The 20917-nt window shown below is 58.6% G+C and carries 19 protein-coding genes and 1 tRNA gene; 10 read left to right on the plus strand and 10 right to left on the minus strand.

Going from position 1 to position 20917, the window contains the following annotated elements:
* Positions 1 to 6: 6 nt before the first annotated feature.
* Together IQ265_RS30480 and IQ265_RS06980 are read right to left on the minus strand one after the other, a co-directional pair.
* Positions 7 to 3723, minus strand: coding sequence for a WD40 repeat domain-containing protein (locus IQ265_RS30480; protein WP_194051858.1), 3717 nt, complete (start codon positions 3721 to 3723; stop codon positions 7 to 9).
* Positions 3720 to 4223 carry a hypothetical protein gene (locus tag IQ265_RS06980; RefSeq protein WP_194051860.1) on the minus strand — a complete coding sequence of 168 codons (504 nt, stop codon included), beginning with the start codon at positions 4221 to 4223 and terminating at the stop codon, positions 3720 to 3722. The genes IQ265_RS30480 and IQ265_RS06980 overlap by 4 nt, the downstream gene beginning before the upstream one ends.
* 411 nt (positions 4224 to 4634) lie before the next feature.
* Here IQ265_RS06980 and IQ265_RS06985 point away from each other — a divergent pair, with 411 nt between their 5' ends.
* On the plus strand, positions 4635 to 4826 hold the full coding sequence (locus IQ265_RS06985) for a hypothetical protein (RefSeq protein ID WP_194051862.1): 192 nt from the start codon (positions 4635 to 4637) through the stop codon (positions 4824 to 4826).
* A 101-nt stretch (positions 4827 to 4927) separates the two neighbouring features.
* Here the strand turns inward: IQ265_RS06985 and IQ265_RS06990 are convergent, their stop codons facing one another.
* Both IQ265_RS06990 and IQ265_RS06995 read right to left on the minus strand, forming a co-directional pair.
* Positions 4928 to 6223, minus strand: coding sequence for an ATP-binding protein (locus tag IQ265_RS06990; protein WP_194051989.1), 1296 nt, complete (start codon positions 6221 to 6223; stop codon positions 4928 to 4930).
* Positions 6224 to 6243: 20 nt separating this feature from the next.
* Positions 6244 to 6561 carry a DUF1825 family protein gene (locus IQ265_RS06995; protein ID WP_106869193.1) on the minus strand — a complete coding sequence of 106 codons (318 nt, stop codon included), beginning with the start codon at positions 6559 to 6561 and terminating at the stop codon, positions 6244 to 6246.
* A gap of 385 nt (positions 6562 to 6946) precedes the next feature.
* Between IQ265_RS06995 and IQ265_RS07000 the strand changes: the two genes are divergently transcribed.
* The 6 genes from IQ265_RS07000 to IQ265_RS07025 all read left to right on the plus strand — a co-directional run bounded on the left by IQ265_RS07000 (position 6947) and on the right by IQ265_RS07025 (position 12622).
* The gene (locus IQ265_RS07000) at positions 6947 to 7291 is read left to right on the plus strand and encodes a YbaB/EbfC family nucleoid-associated protein (RefSeq protein WP_194051864.1); all 345 of its coding nucleotides are present in this window, start codon (positions 6947 to 6949) and stop codon (positions 7289 to 7291) included.
* Between the two features lie 10 nt (positions 7292 to 7301).
* Entirely contained in the window at positions 7302 to 7790 is a 489-nt protein-coding gene (locus IQ265_RS07005; protein WP_194051866.1) for a low molecular weight protein-tyrosine-phosphatase, read from the plus strand.
* A 51-nt stretch (positions 7791 to 7841) separates the two neighbouring features.
* Entirely contained in the window at positions 7842 to 9569 is a 1728-nt protein-coding gene (locus IQ265_RS07010) for an alpha/beta hydrolase (RefSeq protein WP_194051868.1), read from the plus strand.
* Between the two features lie 68 nt (positions 9570 to 9637).
* Entirely contained in the window at positions 9638 to 10093 is a 456-nt protein-coding gene (locus IQ265_RS07015; protein ID WP_194051870.1) for an ATP-dependent zinc protease, read from the plus strand.
* Between the two features lie 46 nt (positions 10094 to 10139).
* Positions 10140 to 11045 carry a 30S ribosomal protein S6--L-glutamate ligase gene (gene rimK, locus IQ265_RS07020; RefSeq protein WP_194051872.1) on the plus strand — a complete coding sequence of 302 codons (906 nt, stop codon included), beginning with the start codon at positions 10140 to 10142 and terminating at the stop codon, positions 11043 to 11045.
* A 227-nt stretch (positions 11046 to 11272) separates the two neighbouring features.
* Entirely contained in the window at positions 11273 to 12622 is a 1350-nt protein-coding gene (locus IQ265_RS07025; RefSeq protein WP_228037649.1) for an HhoA/HhoB/HtrA family serine endopeptidase, read from the plus strand.
* Positions 12623 to 12758: 136 nt separating this feature from the next.
* Here IQ265_RS07025 and IQ265_RS07030 read toward each other — a convergent pair whose 3' ends face one another.
* From IQ265_RS07030 to IQ265_RS07045, 4 genes are all read right to left on the minus strand, one after another.
* Positions 12759 to 13175, minus strand: coding sequence for a hypothetical protein (locus IQ265_RS07030; protein WP_228037650.1), 417 nt, complete (start codon positions 13173 to 13175; stop codon positions 12759 to 12761).
* A gap of 81 nt (positions 13176 to 13256) precedes the next feature.
* Positions 13257 to 13856: an ATP-binding protein gene (locus IQ265_RS07035; protein ID WP_228037651.1), complete on the minus strand. Its 600-nt coding sequence runs from the start codon at positions 13854 to 13856 to the stop codon at positions 13257 to 13259.
* 75 nt (positions 13857 to 13931) lie between these two features.
* Positions 13932 to 14879: a diguanylate cyclase gene (locus IQ265_RS07040; RefSeq protein WP_194051876.1), complete on the minus strand. Its 948-nt coding sequence runs from the start codon at positions 14877 to 14879 to the stop codon at positions 13932 to 13934.
* Positions 14880 to 14911: 32 nt separating this feature from the next.
* Positions 14912 to 17017 carry a transporter substrate-binding protein gene (locus IQ265_RS07045; protein ID WP_194051878.1) on the minus strand — a complete coding sequence of 702 codons (2106 nt, stop codon included), beginning with the start codon at positions 17015 to 17017 and terminating at the stop codon, positions 14912 to 14914.
* Between the two features lie 266 nt (positions 17018 to 17283).
* Here IQ265_RS07045 and IQ265_RS07050 point away from each other — a divergent pair, with 266 nt between their 5' ends.
* A complete protein-coding gene (locus IQ265_RS07050; protein WP_194051880.1) occupies positions 17284 to 17946 on the plus strand; it encodes a TIGR04282 family arsenosugar biosynthesis glycosyltransferase in 663 nt (220 codons plus the stop codon).
* Positions 17947 to 17969: 23 nt separating this feature from the next.
* On the opposite strand, the gene IQ265_RS07055 is transcribed toward IQ265_RS07050, so the two are convergent.
* Positions 17970 to 18494 (minus strand): rhodanese-like domain-containing protein, encoded by a 525-nt coding sequence (locus tag IQ265_RS07055; protein ID WP_228037652.1) that lies wholly within the window; start codon positions 18492 to 18494, stop codon positions 17970 to 17972.
* A gap of 32 nt (positions 18495 to 18526) precedes the next feature.
* On the opposite strand from IQ265_RS07055, the gene IQ265_RS07060 reads away from it, so the two are divergent.
* Positions 18527 to 19225 carry a DUF547 domain-containing protein gene (locus IQ265_RS07060; protein ID WP_194051882.1) on the plus strand — a complete coding sequence of 233 codons (699 nt, stop codon included), beginning with the start codon at positions 18527 to 18529 and terminating at the stop codon, positions 19223 to 19225.
* Between the two features lie 207 nt (positions 19226 to 19432).
* On the opposite strand, the gene IQ265_RS07065 is transcribed toward IQ265_RS07060, so the two are convergent.
* Complete coding sequence (locus IQ265_RS07065) at positions 19433 to 20176, minus strand: TIGR04283 family arsenosugar biosynthesis glycosyltransferase (protein ID WP_194051884.1); 744 nt, start codon at positions 20174 to 20176, stop codon at positions 19433 to 19435.
* A 230-nt stretch (positions 20177 to 20406) separates the two neighbouring features.
* On the opposite strand from IQ265_RS07065, the gene IQ265_RS07070 reads away from it, so the two are divergent.
* Positions 20407 to 20479: transfer RNA gene (locus IQ265_RS07070), tRNA-His, on the plus strand.
* The last annotated feature ends 438 nt before the right edge of the window (positions 20480 to 20917 follow it).

Consider the following 20917-nt stretch of genomic DNA (forward strand, 5'->3'; position numbering starts at 1 on the left):
ATAGAATTATCTACTACAGAGCTTTTTGGCTGTGTTAGCTTGATTATCTAAGTAGTCTTTTGCCCAATCGCAACCTTCCTGAATTAGATCATCTAGGCTGAGATAATTGGGTTCCTGCCTCCAGAGAATTGTAAGGCCATCAGTGCTACCAGAAGACAAAACATTCTCCTTGGTGTCGAGAGCGTTGACGGCTTTGTCATGGCCAAGCAGGGTCATGACCAATTCACCATTAGCTTGCCAAACCTTAATGGATTTATCATTGCTGGCACTGTAAAGTAGCTGGCCATTTTCACTAAACTTTACGCTATTGATGGTGTCAGTATGTCCTCGAAGGGTTCTGATTGGTTGACCGTTGAGATCCCACAAGCCGATGGTTTTATCAGAACTGGCGGTAGCAATCAGGCTGTTGTCTGGGCTGAAAGCTACGCTCCAAATGGGAGCTAGATGTCCTTCTAAGGTGGCAATCTGTGTTTGAGTCTGCAGATCCCAAAGTCTGGCGGTGTTATCGATGCTAGCGCTGACTAAATGAGTGCCTTGGGCATTAAAGGCTAGTGAGCTGACAAAGCCCTGATGCCCTGGCAATGAGAAAAGTGGGTTGCCATTAATATCCCAAAGTTTAACTAATTTGTCGTAACCTCCGGAAGCAATATACTTACCTTGAGGGCTAAAGCTTACTGCATAGGCACCACCGATATGGGCTTTAGAAATTGTGCGGATGAGATCGCCTTTGGCTGTCCACACGCGAATAGTTCCATCTAAATCGCAACTGACAATGCGATCGCCCTGAAAGCTGAATTGAATTTTCCATCCTTCTTTACCCGGATCGGGTAGCAGCCGAGGCTGAGGCATTTGCCCGTCTTCAAGTGACCAAAGCACCGCTTGTCCATCTTGTTGAGTAGTGGCCAACTGGGGTTGTTGCTGATTAAAATTTAGGCCAAAGACTGGGCTGTTTTCTTCTGTAGGCGAGGGTAGAACGGTGAGTCTTGGGGTTGTGCTAAGAGCCCAGAGTATGACCCGTTGGTCATTGCTGGCCGAAGCTAGGGTTGTGCTATCGGGACCAAACGCGACGCCGTTGGCCGGCAAGGAGTGCCCCAGCAGCGTGGTGAGCAGCCTGCCTTGCATATCCCAAACCTCAATTGCTCCACTGTGACGGGCAGCACTAATTGTGCGGCCATCGGCACTGAAGGCAACCTGGCGCACCGCACTGGTATCGTCAGAGGTGAGTAGCCGAACAGGTTCTCCTGTGGCTTTCCAAATTCGAATACTTCCCTGGTCATCTCCAGAGACTAACCAGTTTGGATTGGTCTCTGGGCTAAACTGAACACTCATCACTCGACCCTGATGCCCCATGAGGGGTGAACGCTTGGGGGTACCATTGCGTTCCCATAGTTTGATAGTGCCGTCTGCACTGGCGCTTGCCAGGACACGACCATTAGGGCTAAAAGCCAAGTCTCGGACTGGCTGGCTGTGGGCTGGGATGGTTTGCTGAAAGTTACCCTGAACATCCCATAGCTTGATGGTGCCGTCTTGGCTAGCGCTGGCTAGACTTTCGCCTTGAGGGGAAAATTGAACACTGTGGATATAGTCGTTGTGAGCTTGAATTGGGGGGGTTAAGAGGTCTCCTTGGTTTGACCAGAGTTTGATGATGCCGCTCTCATCTGCACTGGCGAGGATTTGCCCATCGGGGTTAAAGGCGACGTCTAGAACAGCGATGTCATGGGACAGAGTGACAGGCAGCGGTTGTCCTTCCAGACCCCATAGCTTTATGGAGGTATCGTAGCTGCCAGTGGCAATGGTTGTACCATCGGGGCTAAAGGCAACGGCAACAATGCCATCAGTGTGGCCTTCGAGACGGTTTTTTTCGCGCACCCAGTAAACGCCCTGGGCTAGAGCGGTCATGACATCAGCCTGAAGTTCGGGGGGGCGCAGAAAGGCAGGTATGCGCTGTAGGCGAGTGCCTGCGTCTAGAGCCGTCAAAAGCGGAGTTAGCGTATCGCGGTTGGCGGTGAACTCAGCGTTGGTGGTTTGGGTAAGGGCTTTGATCTGGCCCTGCTCGGCGCGAATCCACTGATTAAGGGCAAGAAAGGCTAGGCCGCTGACGGCAGCCAAGGCAATGCCAACCCCGGCGATGGTGCGGCGCAGGCGCTGCACTTCGCGGCGGTGACCTCGGTCGGCGAGGGCTTCGCTAGCGGTGACAAAGGCGGTTTCTTCAGAGCAGAAGTTGCCGAAGCGATCGCGCAACTCCTGCTTTTGAGCCATCAACCATTGCAGTTTGCTGCCCTGCCACAGTTCGGCCTCTGCCTGGGCTGAGTTTTGCTGGTGCAGGTCGTGCCAGCGCATGGCATCGTCCTTGAGCTGGTTGCGCAGGCGAATGAGAGGTTTGCTTTCTTCGATCCAGCGCTTGAGGGTATCCCAGGAGTCGATTAGGGTTTCGTGAGCTAGCTCGACCACGGCACTGCTGTCGGGGCTGGGGCGATCGCTCACCAGCAGACTCGCATTGATCAACTGCTGCAGCACCTTTTGCTCGGTGGGGTCGCGAAACTCGGTGAGGGTGGCGCGGCGGCTGACGGCTTTGCCCACGGCGGTAGTGCCCACATCGGCGGTGGTGGTGTCAACTAGTTGTAAAAAGATGTGTTTGGCTACCTGTTGCTCATCGACGGAAAAGCCGTTGTAGATTTCGTCAACTCGCCGCTGAAGGGCACCGCGCACGCCACCGATCTGGCGGTAGGTGCTGGTGCGGAGGATGCGATCGCCCAGATCGCCGCTGCTCTCCCACAGCAGCTTGAGGGTGTACTGCAACAGCGGCAGCGAAATTCGCTCGGCTTCGCCAGTTGCGTTTCGGCCCTTTAACCCCTGGATAATTTCTGCCACCAGGTCAGGCTCAAAGACTACTCCGTGGCGGGCGGCGGGCTGCTCGATGGCCAGCCGCAGCTCGTCGTCGCCCAGGTCAGTAATTAGCTCCGATCGCTGCAGAATGCCGCTGAGATCGGGGTAGGCGCTGAGGCGATCGAGAAAGTCGGCCCGCATGGCCACCACGAGATCTACCGAAGGCAGACCGCCTGCTACTAAGTTCACTAGGCCGTCGATAAAGTGCTGGCGGATGAGCCCATTGGGGCAGAGGGTAAACAGTTCCTCGAACTGGTCAATAAAAACTAGCCATTCGTCATCGTTGGCCTTAACTGTTTGAGCGGCTTTCAGCAGGCTGTCGGGCTGGTTGGCTAGCAAAAACTCCGTCTCCGACTGGCGGTAGCCGGCGCTGGTCAGGCTGGCCCGAAACGACTCAAAAGGATTGCGATCGGGGGTGCAGATCAGCTCTCGAAAGCCGCCTCCCCGCTGCTGAGCCAGCTGGGGAATCAGCCCAGCGCGAATCAGCGAGGATTTGCCGCTGCCCGAGGCCCCTAGCACCAGCAAAAAGTGGTCTTGCAGACGCTCCTGCAGATGGACCAGGATGCGATCGCGGCCAAAGAACAAATCGCGATCGCGCACTTCAAACTTGCGCAGACCAATGTAAGGCGATCGCGGGTTCAGGGGCCGGGCTTTGACTTGGTCAAAGGCCACCTGGGTAATGTGGGTGATCTGAGCGTGGGACTGGTCAATGGTAGTTTGCGAGAAATCGACGCTGTTGCCCGCACCATCGACCTGAAAATTCCCCCCAATTGCCACATCTTGGGCCTGAGACGAGGATGCTGGGTTGCGCTCCGGTTCGGCCTCAGGATTGTTCACAGAAGCACCATAGCTTTAGCCACCAGGCCCGCTACCCGCATTACCGGTTCGGCCAGGGTTTCTACCCCGGCCAGCCCCTTGCGCAGAGCTTCTACTGACTGATCAATCAAATCTTTATCGGGTTTTTCTTTCTCCAGCTCAGTGGCTAGCGTGGTGATCGGCACCTTAGCGGTCGCCTTTTCAATGGAGTTCAAGTTGGCAGAATTAATTACCTGCTGTTGAAGAGCAGCGAGGGCTTGCAGCAGGGCTTGGGTGGTATCGGCATTTCCGTCGGTGGAACTATTACCAACCGTCTGCCGCTGGCTCATATCAACCGTCACACCGCTACCGCTAACCTGAAAATTGCCGCCCACAGACATAGACCGGCTTTGCTGGGTGACACGGTCCGCTGAAGTCGCCGCTTCCAGCACAGTGCTCAGTTGAGCCTTGAGGCTTGCCTTTTCTTCAACGCTCAGACTGCAAATAATCTCAAGGACATCGTCAACGGTGTATTTAGGCATGGTGATAACCCTAGTTTGGGAAAGCACTTAGGTTGCTTTTCCAATGGAAACAAGCATAGCGGTAGTCTCAAGAAAGGGCATTAAGTCTCAGAAATACTTAAACATCACTAGTTTTTGCCCCATTTGTGTAATCTGCTCGCCAATACAGAACTAGCTGAGGTTTCCTCAAGCACGGATTCGGCGATTTTATCGTCGGTAATGCTGCTTCCAGCAGGGGTCGTTTGCGAGATTCTGGCGATTACAGATGACTCTCTGGGCCTTGGTTCTGGTGCCCCAGCCCTCGGTGCATGGAGTAGCGGCGGAAGGGCAACGTCTTCCTTTTGGGTTAGGGCAACTCCCTTCCAGAGATGGATTGAGAAAACCAGCGATCGCCCTAGCCTAGTAAAAGCAACCTTAATAGAGGTCAATATTATGTCAGAGGATAAGAGCAAAGCTAAGAGCAGCAGTGAAGAGCAAGATGGGTATAACACCCCCCTCGACCCGATGCAGCGCCACACCGGCATGTACGAAGCAGGTGATGGCAAAGACGAAGCCCAACCCGAAGGTGGCAGCAGCAATACTGGTGTAGAGGGCGCTCCCAACCAGGGTACTGAAAAACGCTAAAGCTCTAGCCGCTTAGAAGCTTAACTGGTAGTGGTGTTTTGAAGCGATCGCATGGGCTGCGATCGCTTTTTTAATTGCCTCTAACCTCTGCGTTCTAAACGTTATGGACAGCCAGGGGCCAAGCCCAGTTCTGCCGTTAGCCAGTCGATAAACTGACGCGCGGCACGGCCCGATCGCCCGTTGTGGCGGGTGGCCCACTGCAGGGCGCGGGCAGTGAGATCATCGTCGGCTAGAGGAATATGGGCCTGTTGGGCCAGGTGCCTAACGATAGTCAGATAGGTGGGCTGGTCGGCGGGTTCAAAGGTGAGGGTAAGGCCAAAGCGATCGCTAAACGACAGCTTTTCCTGCAGCGTATCCCAGGCCTGCACGTCGTCTTGATCACTGGGGCGGGGGCGATCGCTAAAGAACTCTCGCACCAGGTGGCGACGGTTAGAGGTGGCGTAGACTACTACGTTGGCGGGGCGGGCTGTGGTGCTGCCCTCCAGCACCACCTTGAGCGCTTTAAACGTGTCGTCGTCCTCTTCAAAGGAAAGGTCGTCGACAAAAATAATGAACCGCTGGGGGCGCGATCGCAAATCTCCCACAATTTCGGGCAGGGCCTGCAGGTCGCCCTTAGCCACCTCCACCAGGCGCAGGCCCTGGGGCGCGTACTCATTTACCAGCGCCTTTACCAGTGACGATTTGCCCGACCCCCGACTGCCGTAGAGCAGCACATTGAGGGCCGGATAGCCTTTGAGCAGAGCCAGGGTATTTTGCACCAGCTGCTGCCGCGGATGCTCATAGGCCGTGAGCTGATCGAGGCGAATTGGGTCGGGCTCAGCAATGCCACAGAGTGCCCCCGCGCGCCAGCTAAAGGCGCGATACTGGGCAAACAGCCCGGCGCCGTGGCGGCGGTAGTGCGCGGCTAGGGCGGCAACAGCCTCAGCCCAGACGGTCTCTGTAGACAGGGGCAGCGCCAGGGGAGCGGCTTCAGCCACGGCCCAGGCTACCGGAGGCTCAGGGAGATGCGCAATCGCCTGTACCCACCCAGCCACCTGGGCACCGCTGAGCTGGTACAGGGCCTGGAGCTGCTCTAAGTCGTGGCGGGCGGCAGCGACCAGGGCTTGAGGTAAATCACTGTACTCCCAGCGCTGGGCCTGGGCCGTAAAAGGATTGTCTGCGTAGGCAACTTGCCGCAGCAGGTGGGCACCCCAGCTCTCGCCCGTGTGGGCCAGCGCCTGAAACCAAGTGGCGTAACGTCTCAAGCTGAGCGCCACATCGCCCGCCTGCAGAGCCTCTAGCAGAGCCCCAAAAGCCTCTCCTACGGAGGTCTGAAACACGCTCCCGTAGAGCAACAGACCGTCTAGGCGCTGGCGGTAGTGCTGTACTTCGCCCTGGGCGGCAGTCAACTCTGGCATGCTGTCAATGGACAAAGTTTCTACGCCTCGATTTCAGCTTTCATGCGCTCAAGGGTCTGGTGCATCTGCTGAAACATCATATCGGGGGTCATGCCAAACTGGCCCAGCTGGGTTTTGAGCTGCTCGACAGTCATTTGGGCCTGAAAGTCTTCTGACAGCTCAAAACGCTTCATAAAGATGTGGTAGCGATCCATCATCGCTTCCATTTGGGCAATGTACATTTTCTTGCCCTCACGGTCGAACTTGCCGTAGTTACCCCCAAGCTGCACCAGCGATTGATAATCCTGAAACAGCTGCATGGCCTCTTGCTGGACAATTTCTGAATCAAAAAATCCCATGGTTTTACGCGGTTTATGCCGAGAGCTATGGTGGTTGACCTCGCTACGCTCCAGTGAGCAAGCCAGTGAGCAAGTTGGAGCTGATGGTGCAGCGAATCGTCTAATACTAAAAGCGTACGGTTCAACCCAGCTCCCGGCCAAGGGTAGATAACCCTACTCAAGTTAGAACTTGCAATTTAGAACTTAGTAGACCTTGTGCCCATCAACTCAACCCAATGCCCCTGCGGCCTTCAAACCCACCTCGAAGCAGCCAGGGGGTCGGGTGCCGACTAGGCCGATGGGGAGATTGAGCTTTCCATTTTGTCGCTGGGCGTTAGAATCGTATAGCTGATTGACGCCACCCGCTTGGACGCCACCAGCACGCTGTACGTTCGAGAGAAACTCCATGTCACAAGGTCAAGGATTTGGGTTTGGGTTAGGCAAGATGAAGGAGCTGACCGAAGCCTTCAAAAAAGCCCAGCAGATTCAAGAAGGGGCCAAGCAGCTGCAGGAAGAACTGGAGCAGATGGAGATCGAAGGCGAGTCGGGTGGTGGTCTGGTCAAAGTAACCATGAGCGGCAATCAGGAACCCAAGGGCGTGACGATCGCCCCCGAGGCACTCAACGAAGGGGCTGAGGTGCTCTCTGACCTGGTGACGGCGGCGATGAAAGATGCCTACGAAAAATCGACGGCCACCATGCGCGATCGCATGGAGGTACTCACTGGTGGCCTCAACCTGCCCGGCATGTAGGCCTAGCCCTATGACCACTCGCCTTTTGTTTGTCTGCCTGGGCAACATCTGCCGGTCGCCCTCGGCCGAAAACATCATGAATCACCTGATTGCGCAACGGCAGCTAGGCAATCGGGTAGTGTGCGACTCGGCGGGGACCGCCAGCTACCACGTGGGAAGTTGCCCCGATCGCCGCATGACCCAGGCCGCCAAAGCTAAGGGCATTGACTTAGTTGGGCAAGCCCGTCAGTTTAACGTTGTTGACTTCGATCGGTTCGACTACATTCTGGCTATGGACCGCCAGAACTATCGCGACATTTTGGCCCTCGACCCCGCCGGTCAGCACGCCGATAAGGTACGGCTGATGTGCGACTTTTGCCGCACCCACCCCGATCGCGAGGTGCCCGACCCCTACTACGGTGGTCCCGAAGGGTTTACCTACGTGATTGAGCTTCTGCTCGATGCCTGTGAAGGGTTTCTCGACCATATTCTCGAACACCCCGTAGCGACATCCCGCTAGCCACCTGGTAACCCTGTGATCCCCAACGGCCCTGTCCCTAGGCACCCCCTAATGCCCGCCTCAGCGCTGGCCCCTCGGCGCTGGCGGCGACGTGGTTTGGCCTGGGTGCTAGGGTTGCTGGGTGCCCTGGCGACGGCGACTCCAGTATCGGCGGCCGAGATGCTGCTGGTGTCCTACGGCATTCTAGAGCGATCGATTCCGATCGCCGATCTTGAGCGGTTTGCGACTACCGGGGAGCTGACCCCCCAGCTCAGGATCTACAGTCAGCAGCTGCGGCTCTCCAATGAGCAGCTCAGCCAGGTGCGCGAGGTGCTAACTACCCCGGCTTCCATTAGCCCGGTGGGAGTCGCCCAGTTTCTCTACACTGAGCAGGGCGTGCTGCTGCTAGAGCAGATTAGTCGGGTGGTGCAAACCCCGGTGCGCCAGGCTAATGTGCAAGCCCTGCGCGGAGCACTGATCTTAGCCGCCGCCAACCCTGAGTCGGGCTTTACGCTGCTCAACGTGCTCAAAACCTATCCCACCGTCGCCATCCGCATCGATTTGGCCGAAGGTCTGGCGATCGCCCGGGAGATCAACCAGGCCATTCTGCAGTCCGAGGCGGCCTTTGAGCAGGTGCAGGCCCTGGCTCGGCAGGAGGCCGAGGCCAACCCGGTCGATGTCGAGGCGCTGCTACAGCTGGTGCAGAGCGAGCGCCAGTACGGCCTCGATCTCATTCAGGTGGTAGTACCGGGGCTGCCGCGGCCGGTACAGCTCTACCTGCCCCAGGTGCGCCCCGGACAGCAGGGAAGACCCGTTCAGGGCTTTCCGCTGGTGGTCATCTCCCACGGGCTGGGGGGCACCCGCGATAGCTATACCTACCTGGCCGAGTACCTGGCCAGCGGCGGCATTGCCGTCGCCACCCTAGAGCACCCCGGCAGCAACGACCAGCAGCTTTATGCCCTGCTGACGGGGCAGTCGGATGCGGTGGTGCAAACCGAGGAGTTTTTGCGGCGTCCCCGCGATGTCTCCCTGACTCTCAACACCCTCGATCGCCTCAATCAGAGCCCCTCGCCCCTGCGCAGGCAGCTCGACTTAGACCGAGTGGGGGTAATCGGCCAGTCGTTTGGCGGCTACACGGCCCTGGCCCTGGCGGGGGCAAGCTTTGATTTAGAGGGCCTGAGCGAGGTGTGCCCTCCTGGTACTTTGTCCTTCAATCCATCGCTGCTGCTGCAGTGCCAAGCGCTAAACCTGGGCAACCCCAGCAGCCTGGCCGATCGCCGGGTGAAGTCGGTTTTTGTCATGAACCCGGTGGGCAGCGTTCTGTTTGGGGCGATCGGCTACGGTCAGATTGACCTGCCGGTAATGATGGTAGCGGGCACGGCGGACACGGTTGCCCCAGCCTTTCCGGAGCAGATCGTGCCCTTTACCTGGCTGACCACGCCCGATCGCTATCTGCTGCTGATCAGCCAGGGCACTCACTTTTCAGCCATCGGGGATATCTCAGCGGGCGATCAGCCTCTGCCCATTCCGCCAGAGTTAATTGGGCTGCGCCCCGAGCTGGTGTGGACCTACATGCAGGTGCTGGGGTTGGCCTACTTTAAGCTCACGCTGGAGGGCGACCAGCGGTTTCAGCCCGCTCTGCAGCCCGCTTTTGCCGCCGCACTGGGGGTAGACCCCTACCTGCTGAGCCTGCTCAGCGCCCCCAGCGTCGATATCAGCCCCGATTTTGCCCCTGATGCCGCGCCTGAGCCAACGCCCACTCCCGTCGATGCCAGGCTCAGCGAGCCCCTTCCTCCCTAGGCCCTTTCCCCTGGGATGAACTCCTCTCCTGCTATGGTCTTAAAGCCGGTTATAGTCTCAAGAATAGTATGCGTTCTGGTGCTGCATCGGCGGCCATCATTGGCTGGCGAGAATGGGTCGCCCTGCCCGGGCTTGGGGTTGAGGCCATCAAAGCTAAGATTGATACCGGGGCGCGATCGTCGGCGCTCCACGCCTTCGCGGTGGAACGGTTTGAGCAGGGCGGTAGAGCGATGGTGCGCTTTCGAGCCCATCCCCTTCAGCGCAACGATGACTTTGTAGTAACCGCCGAAGCCGTACTCTTGGAGGAGCGCGAGGTGCGCAACTCGGGGGGGCAGGCGGAGTTGCGCCCGGTAATTGAAACCCAGGTGCAGGTAGGCCGTGCCGTGTGGGCCATTGAGCTGACCTTAACCAACCGCGATGAAATGGGGTTTCGCATGCTGCTGGGGCGGCAGGCGGTGCGCCGTCGCTACCTGGTGGATCCGGGGCGATCGTACCTGCAACTCCTGCCCAAACCGCCCGATTGACCCCTGATTACCGCTAAACTAACCCCCGAGGATGACTCCTGAGGCCATGAAGATTGCGATTTTATCCAGGGATGCCACCCTCTACTCAACCCGGCGGCTGACGCAGGCGGGGGAAGAGCGTGGCCATGAAATGCAGGTGATCGACCATCTGCGCTGCTATATGAATATCACCTCCCACCAGCCCAAGGTGATGTACCAAAGCCAGCCGATCGTTGATATTGACGCGGTGATCCCGCGCATTGGGGCATCGAACACGTTCTACGGCACGGCGGTGGTGCGCCAGTTTGAAATTATGGGGGTGTTTACAGCCAACACGTCGATGGCCATTTCGCGATCGCGCGACAAACTCAGGTCGCTCCAGATCATGGCCCGCCGAGGCATTGGCCTGCCAGTGACAGGCTTTGCCCACTCCACTAAAGACATCGACGGCCTGGTGGATATCGTCGGCGGTGCCCCCCTGGTGATCAAGCTGCTCGAAGGCACCCAGGGCATCGGGGTGGTGCTGGCCGAAACCCAGCAGGCGGCCAAATCGGTTATTGAGGCTTTTCGCGGCCTCGACGCCAACATTCTGGTGCAGGAGTTCATCAAAGAAGCGGGCGGCATGGACATCCGCTGCTTTGTGATTGGCGACAAGGTAGTGGCCGCCATGAAGCGCCAGGGTGCCCCCGGTGAGTTTCGCTCTAACCTGCACCGGGGCGGCTCGGCTAGCCGCGTGCGCCTCACCCCCGAGGAGCGCAGCACGGCCATTCGGGCCGCCAAGGCGATGGGCCTGCGGGTAGCCGGGGTCGATCTGCTGCGCTCCAACCACGGCCCGGTGGTGATGGAGGTCAACTCGTCACCGGGGTTAGAGGGCATCGAAAAGGCCACCGATATCGATGTGGCGGGCAAAATTATCGACTTTGTGGTCAAACACGCGGCGCCCGACAAAGACCGCGATCGCATTAAGTACTGATAGTCCGCCAGGGCAAAGGCAACCGGTTCACGGTACAAGGTACAGAGCCTGCCGTAAACCGTATACCCTGCACCGTAGGCCTTCAACCTACCTCTGAGCCTTCTCCCCTGACCTTCGCTCCCATCGCTCGCCGCCAAATTGTCACAGCCAACGGCAGCAAAGTGTCACAGCTTCGCCATGGACCCGCCACCCTTGCGCAATACCATGACTTTATTGTTGTAAACATCATGCGAGATTCAAACGAGGTAACAGCAATGAATAGGGATGGTTCTGGGCAAGGCTCTAGGCAGACCTCTGAGCGCGGTTCTGGACGCAATCTTCGACCCGCTGCTAAATCGCTGGCCCTAGTGCTTGTGGGCGCAGGCATTGCCACCGCTGGAGGTCAGGCCCTGCACGCCCTGAGACAGCCTACCAGTGCCAATGCTCCCGTCGCCACCGATGTGTTTTGGAACAACGGCTTCTGGAACAACGAAGAGCAGGCCGCTCCCGCCCCTAACGCCGAGGCCCAAGCGCCCCGGCCCAATGGCATTCAGAATGGCCTAGCTGTGGCCCCTTCAATGTCTAGCCCCAACCTGATTGCCGACATCGTTCGCCAGGTGGAGCCTTCTGTGGTGCGCATTGATGCTTCCCGCACGGTGCGGACTAACCTGCCGCCCATGTTCCAAGACCCGTTTTTCCGCCAGTTCTTTGGCAACAACATGCCTGCCCCCCAGCAGCAGCAGGTGCAGCGGGGCGTCGGCTCGGGCTTTATTACCTCCGCCGACGGCCGCATTGTCACCAATGCCCACGTGGTCGCCGGGGCTGACGAGGTACAGGTCACGCTCTCCGACGGGCGCAGCTTTAGCGGCCAGGTCATGGGGGCCGACTCGGTAACCGATATTGCGGTGATTAAAATCGACGCCCAAAACTTGCCCACCGTCGCCATCAGCAACTCAGACCAGATTCAGCCCGGCGAGTGGGCGATCGCCATTGGCAATCCCCTGGGCCTCGACAGCACCGTTACAGCCGGCATTATCAGTGCCACGGGTCGCTCTAGCCGTCAGGTGGGCGTGCCCGACAAGCGCGTCAACTTCATTCAAACCGATGCCGCCATCAACCCCGGCAACTCGGGCGGGCCACTGCTCAACCTCAACGGCGAGGTAATTGGCGTTAACACGGCCATCATTCAGGGAGCGCAGGGTTTGGGCTTTGCCATTCCAATTAATACCGTGCAGCGCATCAGCGCTGAGCTAATCGAAAATGGCCGGGTTGAGCACGCCTACCTAGGCATTCAAATGGTGAACCTGACGCCGGAGCTAAAGCAAAACATCAACAGCGATCCCAACCGTCCTTTCTCGGTTGAAGCCGATTCGGGGGTGCTGATTGGTGGCATCATGCCCAACTCTCCGGCCGCCCAAAGCGGTCTACGAGAGGGCGACGTAATTGTGGCCGTCGAAGGGCGGCCCGTCACCGAAAGCGTCGCTGTTCAGCAGGCCGTAGAGCAATCTCGAGTGGGGCAAAACCTCACGCTCACCCTGCAGCGAGATGGCCGAGAGCAGACCGTTACGGTACGCCCCGGCAACCTCCCCAACCAGTAATGCATCTACCCGGTGCCCCTCAGCAGGGGTGCTGATGCAGGGGCGTGGCCAGACGGCTGCGCCCATTTCTTTTGAACCCCATTTTCTTTGAGCCTTTAATTCAGCCCAAAATAGAGCTAGCGAGAATGGAAATAGCCTACTCGGCGTCGCTCTGGGGCCGCAGCATTTCGATGTGCAGGTCCGGCATCAGGCGCTTCAGGTTTTTGAGCGATCGCGTTTGCCAGAGAATCGCCTCAGACCCGCGAAAGCTCAGGCGGGTGGTACCGCGATCGCGCACCTTCACCACAAACATAGACAGCATGCTGATGCCAGAGCTATTGAGAAACTCCAGCTGGTGCAGGTCAACGGTGCAGGAGTCATGGGCCGCCGCCGCCGTCAGCAGATCCATTACAGACTGGTAGGCTTCGATGCCGTCTAGCCGTAAGAATCCCTCCATCACTACGGTGGCCGTTTCTGCCTGGTAGTACACGCGATAGTCTTCGGTTTCAATCATGGCGGAATCAGGCATGGCGGGGTCAGGCGTCATGGCAGAGATCGGAATCGGGTTGGGCATAGCAGGCAAGCGATAGGAACTAAGTGCAGGACTCATACAGGCTAGGGTGCGCTCGCCTCACCCCAAAATAGCGATGCTAGATCAAAAAGCCGTCTTTAGGCTTAAATAAGCCTGCACATCCACCTGAAGAAACTCCGGCAGCTGGGGGCTGTGCCCAAACCCCCAGCCAAATTCCACGCCATAGTCACACATCATCGTCAAAAAGCCCATGTGCGATTCGCCGTGGCCGGTAGCGGCTTTTTCTAGCTGTTGGGCAAATAGGGTGTCGAGGTCGGTCGTCGTCAGAATATCTTGAACGAATGCCTGAAACTGTTCTGCCGCCTGGAGTTCAACCAGGTTAAGCGACTGAAAAACGATGTAGTCTTCATACAAAAACAGCGAAATACTGATTGGTTCTGGGGAGCGATCGGTGTGATATTTAATCGCGTTTTCGAGCAGCTCATTGGCGATGTAGCTGATGGCAGACTTGACGGTATCGCGCTGCATTACATCATCTGCCGCCCCGTTTTTTTGCGGGTTGCCCGGGAAAAAAGTAGCGAAATAGTCACCCAAAAAATCCGCCGATAGCCCATAGTTGCGCCACCGCTGCTGGCGAGCCGAGGCCGAGGGTGAAAAGCAAATGGTGAGGTATTCTTTGCTGTTATCTAAGCAGGTGGCGAAGCGGCCAAACTGATTAGGCATAGAGGTAGGAAACATGGTAACCATCACCCGCAGTGAGCTGCAAAAGCTTGATTAAACCCGTTAAGCCTGGGCAGGCTAAACACTGGTCGCAAAAATCTGGTTTTTACCCAGGCGCTTGGCCTGGTACAACTGCTCATCCGCCCGCTGCAGCAGGTCGGCCCCGCTGGCGTGGGGCTGGGGAATAGTGCCCGCCACCCCAATGCTCACCGTAACCACCGAGGCCACCGTGGAATACTGGTGCGGAATGCGCAATCCTAAGACTTCCCGCTGAATGCGCTGGGCTACCACCTGGGCGTCGGCCAGGGTGGTGCGGGGCAAAATGGCCACAAACTCTTCGCCGCCGTAGCGGGCCACCATATCGTTGGCGTGGTGCAGGCAGTGGCGCAGCACAGCGGCCACCCGCACCAGGCAGGTATCTCCGGCCAGGTGGCCGTAGGTGTCGTTATAAACCTTGAAAGCGTCTAGATCACAGAGAATGATGGCCAGCGGGCTCTGTTCTCGCGCCATGTCTTGCCACTGCTGCACCAGGTACTCATCAAAGCGGCGGCGGTTAGGAATTTGGGTCAGCCCATCGATGTCGGCTCGCACCATAGCGGCGCAAAACTTTTGGTGCCACTGGGTATCGAGGGTATCACCGTGCTCCATGATGGTGTGCATGATGATCTCCAGATCGGCCTTTTGGCGCGAGATTAGGTCAACCAGAGTTTTAAGGGTGGCCTCGGCCCGCAGCCGCTCGACCATTTCGGCCTGAAGGCGCTGGTTGGCGCTGTGCAGGTCGGCTTCGATCAGATCGCCGTGCTCAGCTGTGGTCGAGAGGGCAATCCGCAGGTCGGCGTTTTCCTGGCGCAGCCGCTGATTGTCCTGCAGCAGTTGGTTCAAGTCGATATTTGAGGGTGCCTCTGTAAGTGCCTCTGAAGATGCCTCTGTAGGTGCCTCTGGGGGCGGGTTTACGGGTACCTCTGGAGAGATCTCTGAAGGCTCGCCGGGAGACGCATTGAAGTGGGGAGGGGAAGGGCAGGTCATAGCAAGAACGAGCTCAGGAAAAGGGGGAAGGGCTAGACGCGGCGCTTGAGTACAACCAGAGTCATGTCATCGCAAATAGCGTGATCTTGAACATGCGATCGCACGTCGTCAATTACCGCAGCCTGAATCTCCTGGGCAGCACCGCCCCAGGCTCGCTGCACTGCCGCCACCAAGCGATCGATACCGTAGAGGTCTCGCTGACTATTTTCGGCCTCCGTAATGCCGTCGCTGTAGAGCACAACCCCATCGCCCACCGCCAAGCTGAGCCGGTGCTGGGCGACAAAGGGAGCAATGTTGGCCACCAGACCCACTGGGTAGCCCAGATCTACAGTATCGATGCGCTGGGCGGTGCCGCTGCGAACCACAATGATTTCCTCGTGCTGGCCGCTGATGGTGAGAGTACCCCGGTGGTAGTTAATCAGCGCCAGGGAGAGGTGGCGCTGAGAGCCCATGCGCAGGCGGTTTTGGTAGAGCACCGTATTGATAGCTTGAAAAGCTTGCGCTGAGCCGATGCCCGCCTGGTTGGCACCTAAAGCCTGCAGAGTGCGCACGGCGGTTTGGGCCATGATCATTAGCACGCCGCTTTCGAGCCCGTGGCCGGTGACATCGCCAATGGCTAGAGTCACGCTGCGGTTAGTTTCATCGCCCGGCAAGACATCGCCCTGTAGAACATCGTAGTAGTCGCCCCCAACTTCGGTCGCCGCCGCCATGAACCCGGCCACATCCAGGTCGACAACGGCCTCTAGCTCGGCGGAGCGGGGCAGCACCATGCGTTGAATCTGACGAGCCACCGACAGTTCGGCGCTCATGCGGCTGTTATCGGCCTGGAGGGTTTGGTTGAGGTTGGTAATTTCGGCATTGGCGGCGCGCAGAGCGGCCTCGGCCTGCTGCCGCTGGGCGACCTCCTGGCGCAGCTGGGCCAGGGCCTGCTCTAGCCGCCGCGACTGCTGCTCTAGCTCCCAACTCGACTGCACACAGGCCGAAACTTCCCCCAGCATTTCGGTCACCACCATTGCCGCCGGAAAGGTCTGGTTCTCCATGCCCAGCCAGGGGAGGGGGCGAATGGGGCCAGGGCTAGAGTAGACAATGCGAAACTGGCCATTGGCCTGGGCCTGCCCGACGTGGCAACGCTTTTGCAGGTGGTGGTTAAGCTCGCAGTAGACGGTGCCACTGGGGGCCTGCCAGCGCTGGTGGTAGGTGGCCTGGCGCACCGGATCGGTAGCGACGGTCTGGGCGGCGGTGGCGGCGGCCCGCCACAGGTAGACCTGGGTGTAAGCAGCCTCAATCGAGTCGGTGGTGACGCGATCGCTTCCATAGCGTTGTTTGAAGCGAGCCACAAAACTCTGGTTAGCAGCCGTCTCCAGACTTTGAAAATAGCTCCAGCAGGCGTAGTGCCCGGCCGCCGCCGCACCAATCTGCCGCAGCTCTAGCTCGCCAATGCTAACGGTCAAAATGGGGATGCGATCGGGGCTTAGGCCCAGGGCCTGACACTGTTTATAGAACGGCACATTGCTGAGGCCATTGAGGGTGCTAAATATCGCGTCGGGCTGAGCAGCTAAAATTGTCTGACCGAGATCGCTAAAGTCGGTGGCCCCCAGGGGCACGTAGGCCTCGGCCACGACAGTACCCTGACGGCGCTTGAGCTGCCCCTTCACCACCTTATTGGTAACTCGAGGAAACAGGTGGTCAGACCCTAGCAGAAACAGGCGGCGGTGGCCCTGAGCCAGCAGCCAGTCGAGGGCTGGCTCGACCTGCTGATTGAGGCACGACCCCGTGTAAAACACCCAGGGCGACTGTTCTAGCCCCTCGTAGTGCACGGGATACCACAGCAGGCAGTTGTGGGCCTCCAGCGCTGGCAGCACCGCCTTGCGGCTCATCGAGGTCCAGCCGCCAAAAATTGTAGCCACCTGATCTAGGCTCAGCAGACGCTGGGCCGCCGCCGCAAACTCGCCTGGATCTGAGGCTCCATCTCCAATCAGGGGCAGTAGCGGACGACCCAGCACGCCCCCCGCCTGGTTAATTTCGTCGACGGCCATCAGGGCAGCCTCCACCAGCGGAGCTTCGCTAGCTGCCATTGGCCCTGTCATAGAGTGGAGAATACCTACCCGAATGGGGTCAGTAGATGCTGGCTGTGTCATGGCTAGATTGGCTCAGGTAGACCTAAAACCCTGTACACGTGTCTGACTCCGAGCCGTGCAGCCCACAATATGAATTGGTTGCGACTTAGGGTGCCCCAAAAATGCCCCGAAGCTGCAATTAATTTTTTTAGGCAGCAAAAACGTTTGCACCGCCCTGAGCAGGCTAAGTAAATCGGTTGTGTTCTCAGTCGGCAGCCCCCATGATAGTGACTACACCATGAACACCCCCAGCTACTCCCTTAGTTACGTCAAGAGATGGGCTCGGCATGAACCAATTAGAGACCGGGGCTACCGATCAGCCCAAGGGCAAGCCCTTCGGCCTAATGCTGTTTACCCGATTTCCTGAACCAGGCCGCACGAAAACCCGCCTGATTCCGCACCTGGGGCCAGCGGGGGCAGCAGCCTTACAGCGGCAAATGACGGAGCACGTGCTGGCTCGGGTGCAGGGCGCGGCGCAGCGGTTGCCCCTGGCCATCGAGGTGCACTTTGCGGGCGGCAGCCAGGAGCAAATGCAGGCCTGGCTGGGGGATGCGGTTGACTACTATCCCCAGGCCGAGGGTGGTTTGGGCGATCGCCTAATCGCCGCCTTCAGCCAAAGTTTGGCGATGGGCCGGCCGGGGGCGATCGCCATTGGCAGTGACTGCCCCGCACTAGGGGCTGACCATCTGGCCGCTACCCTAAAGGCTCTGAGCCAGGTCGATGTAGTGCTTGGCCCCGCCACCGACGGCGGCTACTACCTGATTGGCCTGCGGCAGCTAGAACCAGCTCTTTTTAAGGCGATCGCTTGGGGCACCGACCAGGTACTGGCCCAGACCCTCACTGCGGCCAAGGCCCAGGGCCTCACCGTAAAGCTGCTGCCCCCCCTCACCGATATCGATCGCCCCGAGGACCTGCCCCAGTGGGAGGCGATTGTGGCCGGTTCTCGCTGAAGTTTCGCTGCCGCCTGTAGATTTTACGCCTTCTCCTCGGTGGTAGATGCCGGGTTCTCTGGCTGGTAGGCCAGCCCAGGCTTGAGCAGCAGCCCCCAGCGCGGGTCGTAGGGGTGCACCACCGCTGCGGGCTGACCCGATTGGACAAGCGATCGCCCCTCATTCGCCCACTGAAATATCGACCCAGCCAGGTTATACACCTGGGTATAACCAGCCGCTTGCAGCTGCGCAACCAGCCGAGCCGAGCGATACCCCACCGAGCAGTAGGCCACAATCGGCTGATTGGGGTCTAGCCCTAGGGCCAGCGCCGCATCTAGATTGGGGGCAACGTGGGCTTCAGGCAGGTGGCTAACCGCAAATTCATCGTCGCGGCGCACATCAAGCAGAATGGGTAAAGGGGCTTTGCCCTCGCTCAACCAATTTGCGAGACTTTGGGGAGAAAGGGTAGCCACCCCCGGAAACGCCCACTTTACCCAGTGGTCTACCACCCACCAGGCCACAGGACGCGCTAAGGTTCGCAGCGGCATTGGGGTCGGCATCGGGGACATAGGCACTATGCGCCAGGCGCAGGAGACAGGCCATGCTAAATTTTACCCCCTGGAATACTTTGCTTCAGACCTACGTCGACGACCAGGGCCGAGTCGACTACGCCCGCTGGCAGCAGCAGGCCCAGCCTGACCTGGATGCCTGGCTGGCCTCACTGCCCAACACCCTCGATGGCTTGGTTCCAGAAGACTCCCTGGCGCTGTTGATCAACCTCTACAACGCCCTCACCATTCAGCAGGTGCTGAAGCGCTACCCCATCGATTCAATTTTGCCGCAGGTGCTGGGGCTGCCCAACTGGCTGGCGTTCTGGCGCTTTTTTAATCGCCCTCTCTATGCGCTCGACGGCAAATCCGTCAGTTTGAACAATTTGGAGCACGACCTGCTGCGGCCTCAGTTTAAAGAGCCACGCATTCATTTTGCCCTGGTGTGCGCCTCGGGAGGCTGCCCCATTCTGCGCAACGAAGCCTACTGGCCCGATATCGTAGAGGCCCAGCTCGAAACTGACACCCACCGCTTCATTCATAACCCCGCTAAGGTGCGCTACGACAACGCCGCCGGAGTGCTCCACTGCAGCAAAATCTTTAAGTGGTATGGCGAAGACTTTTTGCGGGTTGCCCCCTCAATACCCGACTACATCGGCACCTACCTCAACCTCAGCCCGCCGCCGTCTGCCCTCACCGAGGTGCGCTACCTCCCCTATGACTGGAGCCTGAATCAGCAGTCGGGTGGGTGAGTGGGCGGGTGGGCGGGTGGATGAGGGGGCGGGTGGATGAGGGGGATGAGGGGGATGAGGGGGATGAGGGGGATGAGGGGGATGAGGGGGATGAGGGGGATAAGGGAATGAGGGCACACGCCTACCCACCTACTCGCCTACCCACCTACCCATCTACCCATCCACCCATCTACCCATCCACCCATCCACCCATCCACCCACCTACCCCTACCTCACCTCTTCATAAAACCGCTTCAAGGCCGTAGCAGGCACCCCCACTCCCCAGAGCAGCCCAATCATTAAGTAAATGGCGTTGGCCTTGAGAGCACCCCAGGCGGCCACCCGCCGGTCAGAGGATTGCACCACTCGGCTGAGCTGACGCAGGCGACCGCGACGGCACAGCTTGAGGCACAGATCGGCTTCTTCCATAATCGGCAGGGCTGGGTCGAAGCCGCCGCAGGCGATGAAATCGGCGCGGCGACAAAACATGACCTGGTCACCAAACAGCAGTCGCAGCCCACGCGCAAAGAATAGATGGGGCCGAAACAGCAGCGGGGCGTAGTAGGTTTTAAGCGCGTTGTGCAGCGAGATGCCCCAGCGGGTCGCTTTTGGCCCCGCCATCAGCGAGATAAAGCCGCCCCCAGCCACTGCGGGGTTAGCCAAGGTGCTCTCGACTACAGTCACCAGGTCGTCGGGCACCAGGGTATCGGCATGGAGAAAACACAAAACACTGCCCTTAGCCGCCTGCGCCCCCAGATTCATCTGCACCGATCGCCCCGCTGCCGAAGACTGAATCACCGTCAGGGGCAGGCGATCGCCCCAGGCGCGGGCGATCGCCACCGTGCGATCGCTGCTGCCGCCGTCTACCAGCACAATCTCGTGCGGCGGCGGGTTGAGGCTTTGCAGCACGCCCAGGGTGCGGCCTAGACAGGCGGCCTCGTTCCAGGTGGGAATGATGATCGAAACCGGCATGGGCAGAAGACCATAGACTCACAGCCGCAGTACGGCCTAACTCACCGCAGCGGATGGGACGGCAGCGGCGGGGTGACGGGTAGGGTGTGACGGGCGATCGCCCGCCAACTTGCTTAGACTGTCGCGCTTTGATTGTAAGGTCAGACGCCCTGACCCAACAGCGATCAAAAAATTGAACATTTCGTGGTTATAGGCACATCTTCGGTGCTATATTGAAAAACGCAATTGTGGCGGGTGTAGCCAAGTGGTTAAGGCAGTGGATTGTGGTTCCACCATTCGTGGGTTCGATTCCCATCATCCGCCCTGTTTTTGTACCGTGAGTCACTGGTAGTGGCGCACTATTTACCGTCTGCTTTAGCGAAAGCGGAAACCGGGGGCGATCGCGCGGTACCAGCGCCGATTGTCAGGTCGCCTAGGATTGTTTCATTTAGAGATCTGTTGGCCGTCGATTTTGTCTTTAGCTGATGGGCTGAGGCGCTGGTGCGGCTACCCTCTCCTGCGCTAGAGTTTTTAGTGCATCATCCCTGGGATAGATTCTGCCCGTGGCTGAATCTTCTTTAATTGATGCACCGTCAGTAGACATTGACTTAAATACAGTCTGAGCCAATGGCTAACGGGTGTAGCCCGCTTGGTGTCGCTAACCCTTGACCAACCTTACGCACGGGCTTTGCCCTGCGGCACAGAGTTGGTCATGTTCTGAATTACCCAAAAGGAACGTTCACCTGAACAGCTCACCCTCAG

Source organism: Nodosilinea sp. LEGE 06152, from assembly GCF_015207525.1.
GTDB lineage: Bacteria > Cyanobacteriota > Cyanobacteriia > Phormidesmidales > Phormidesmidaceae > Nodosilinea.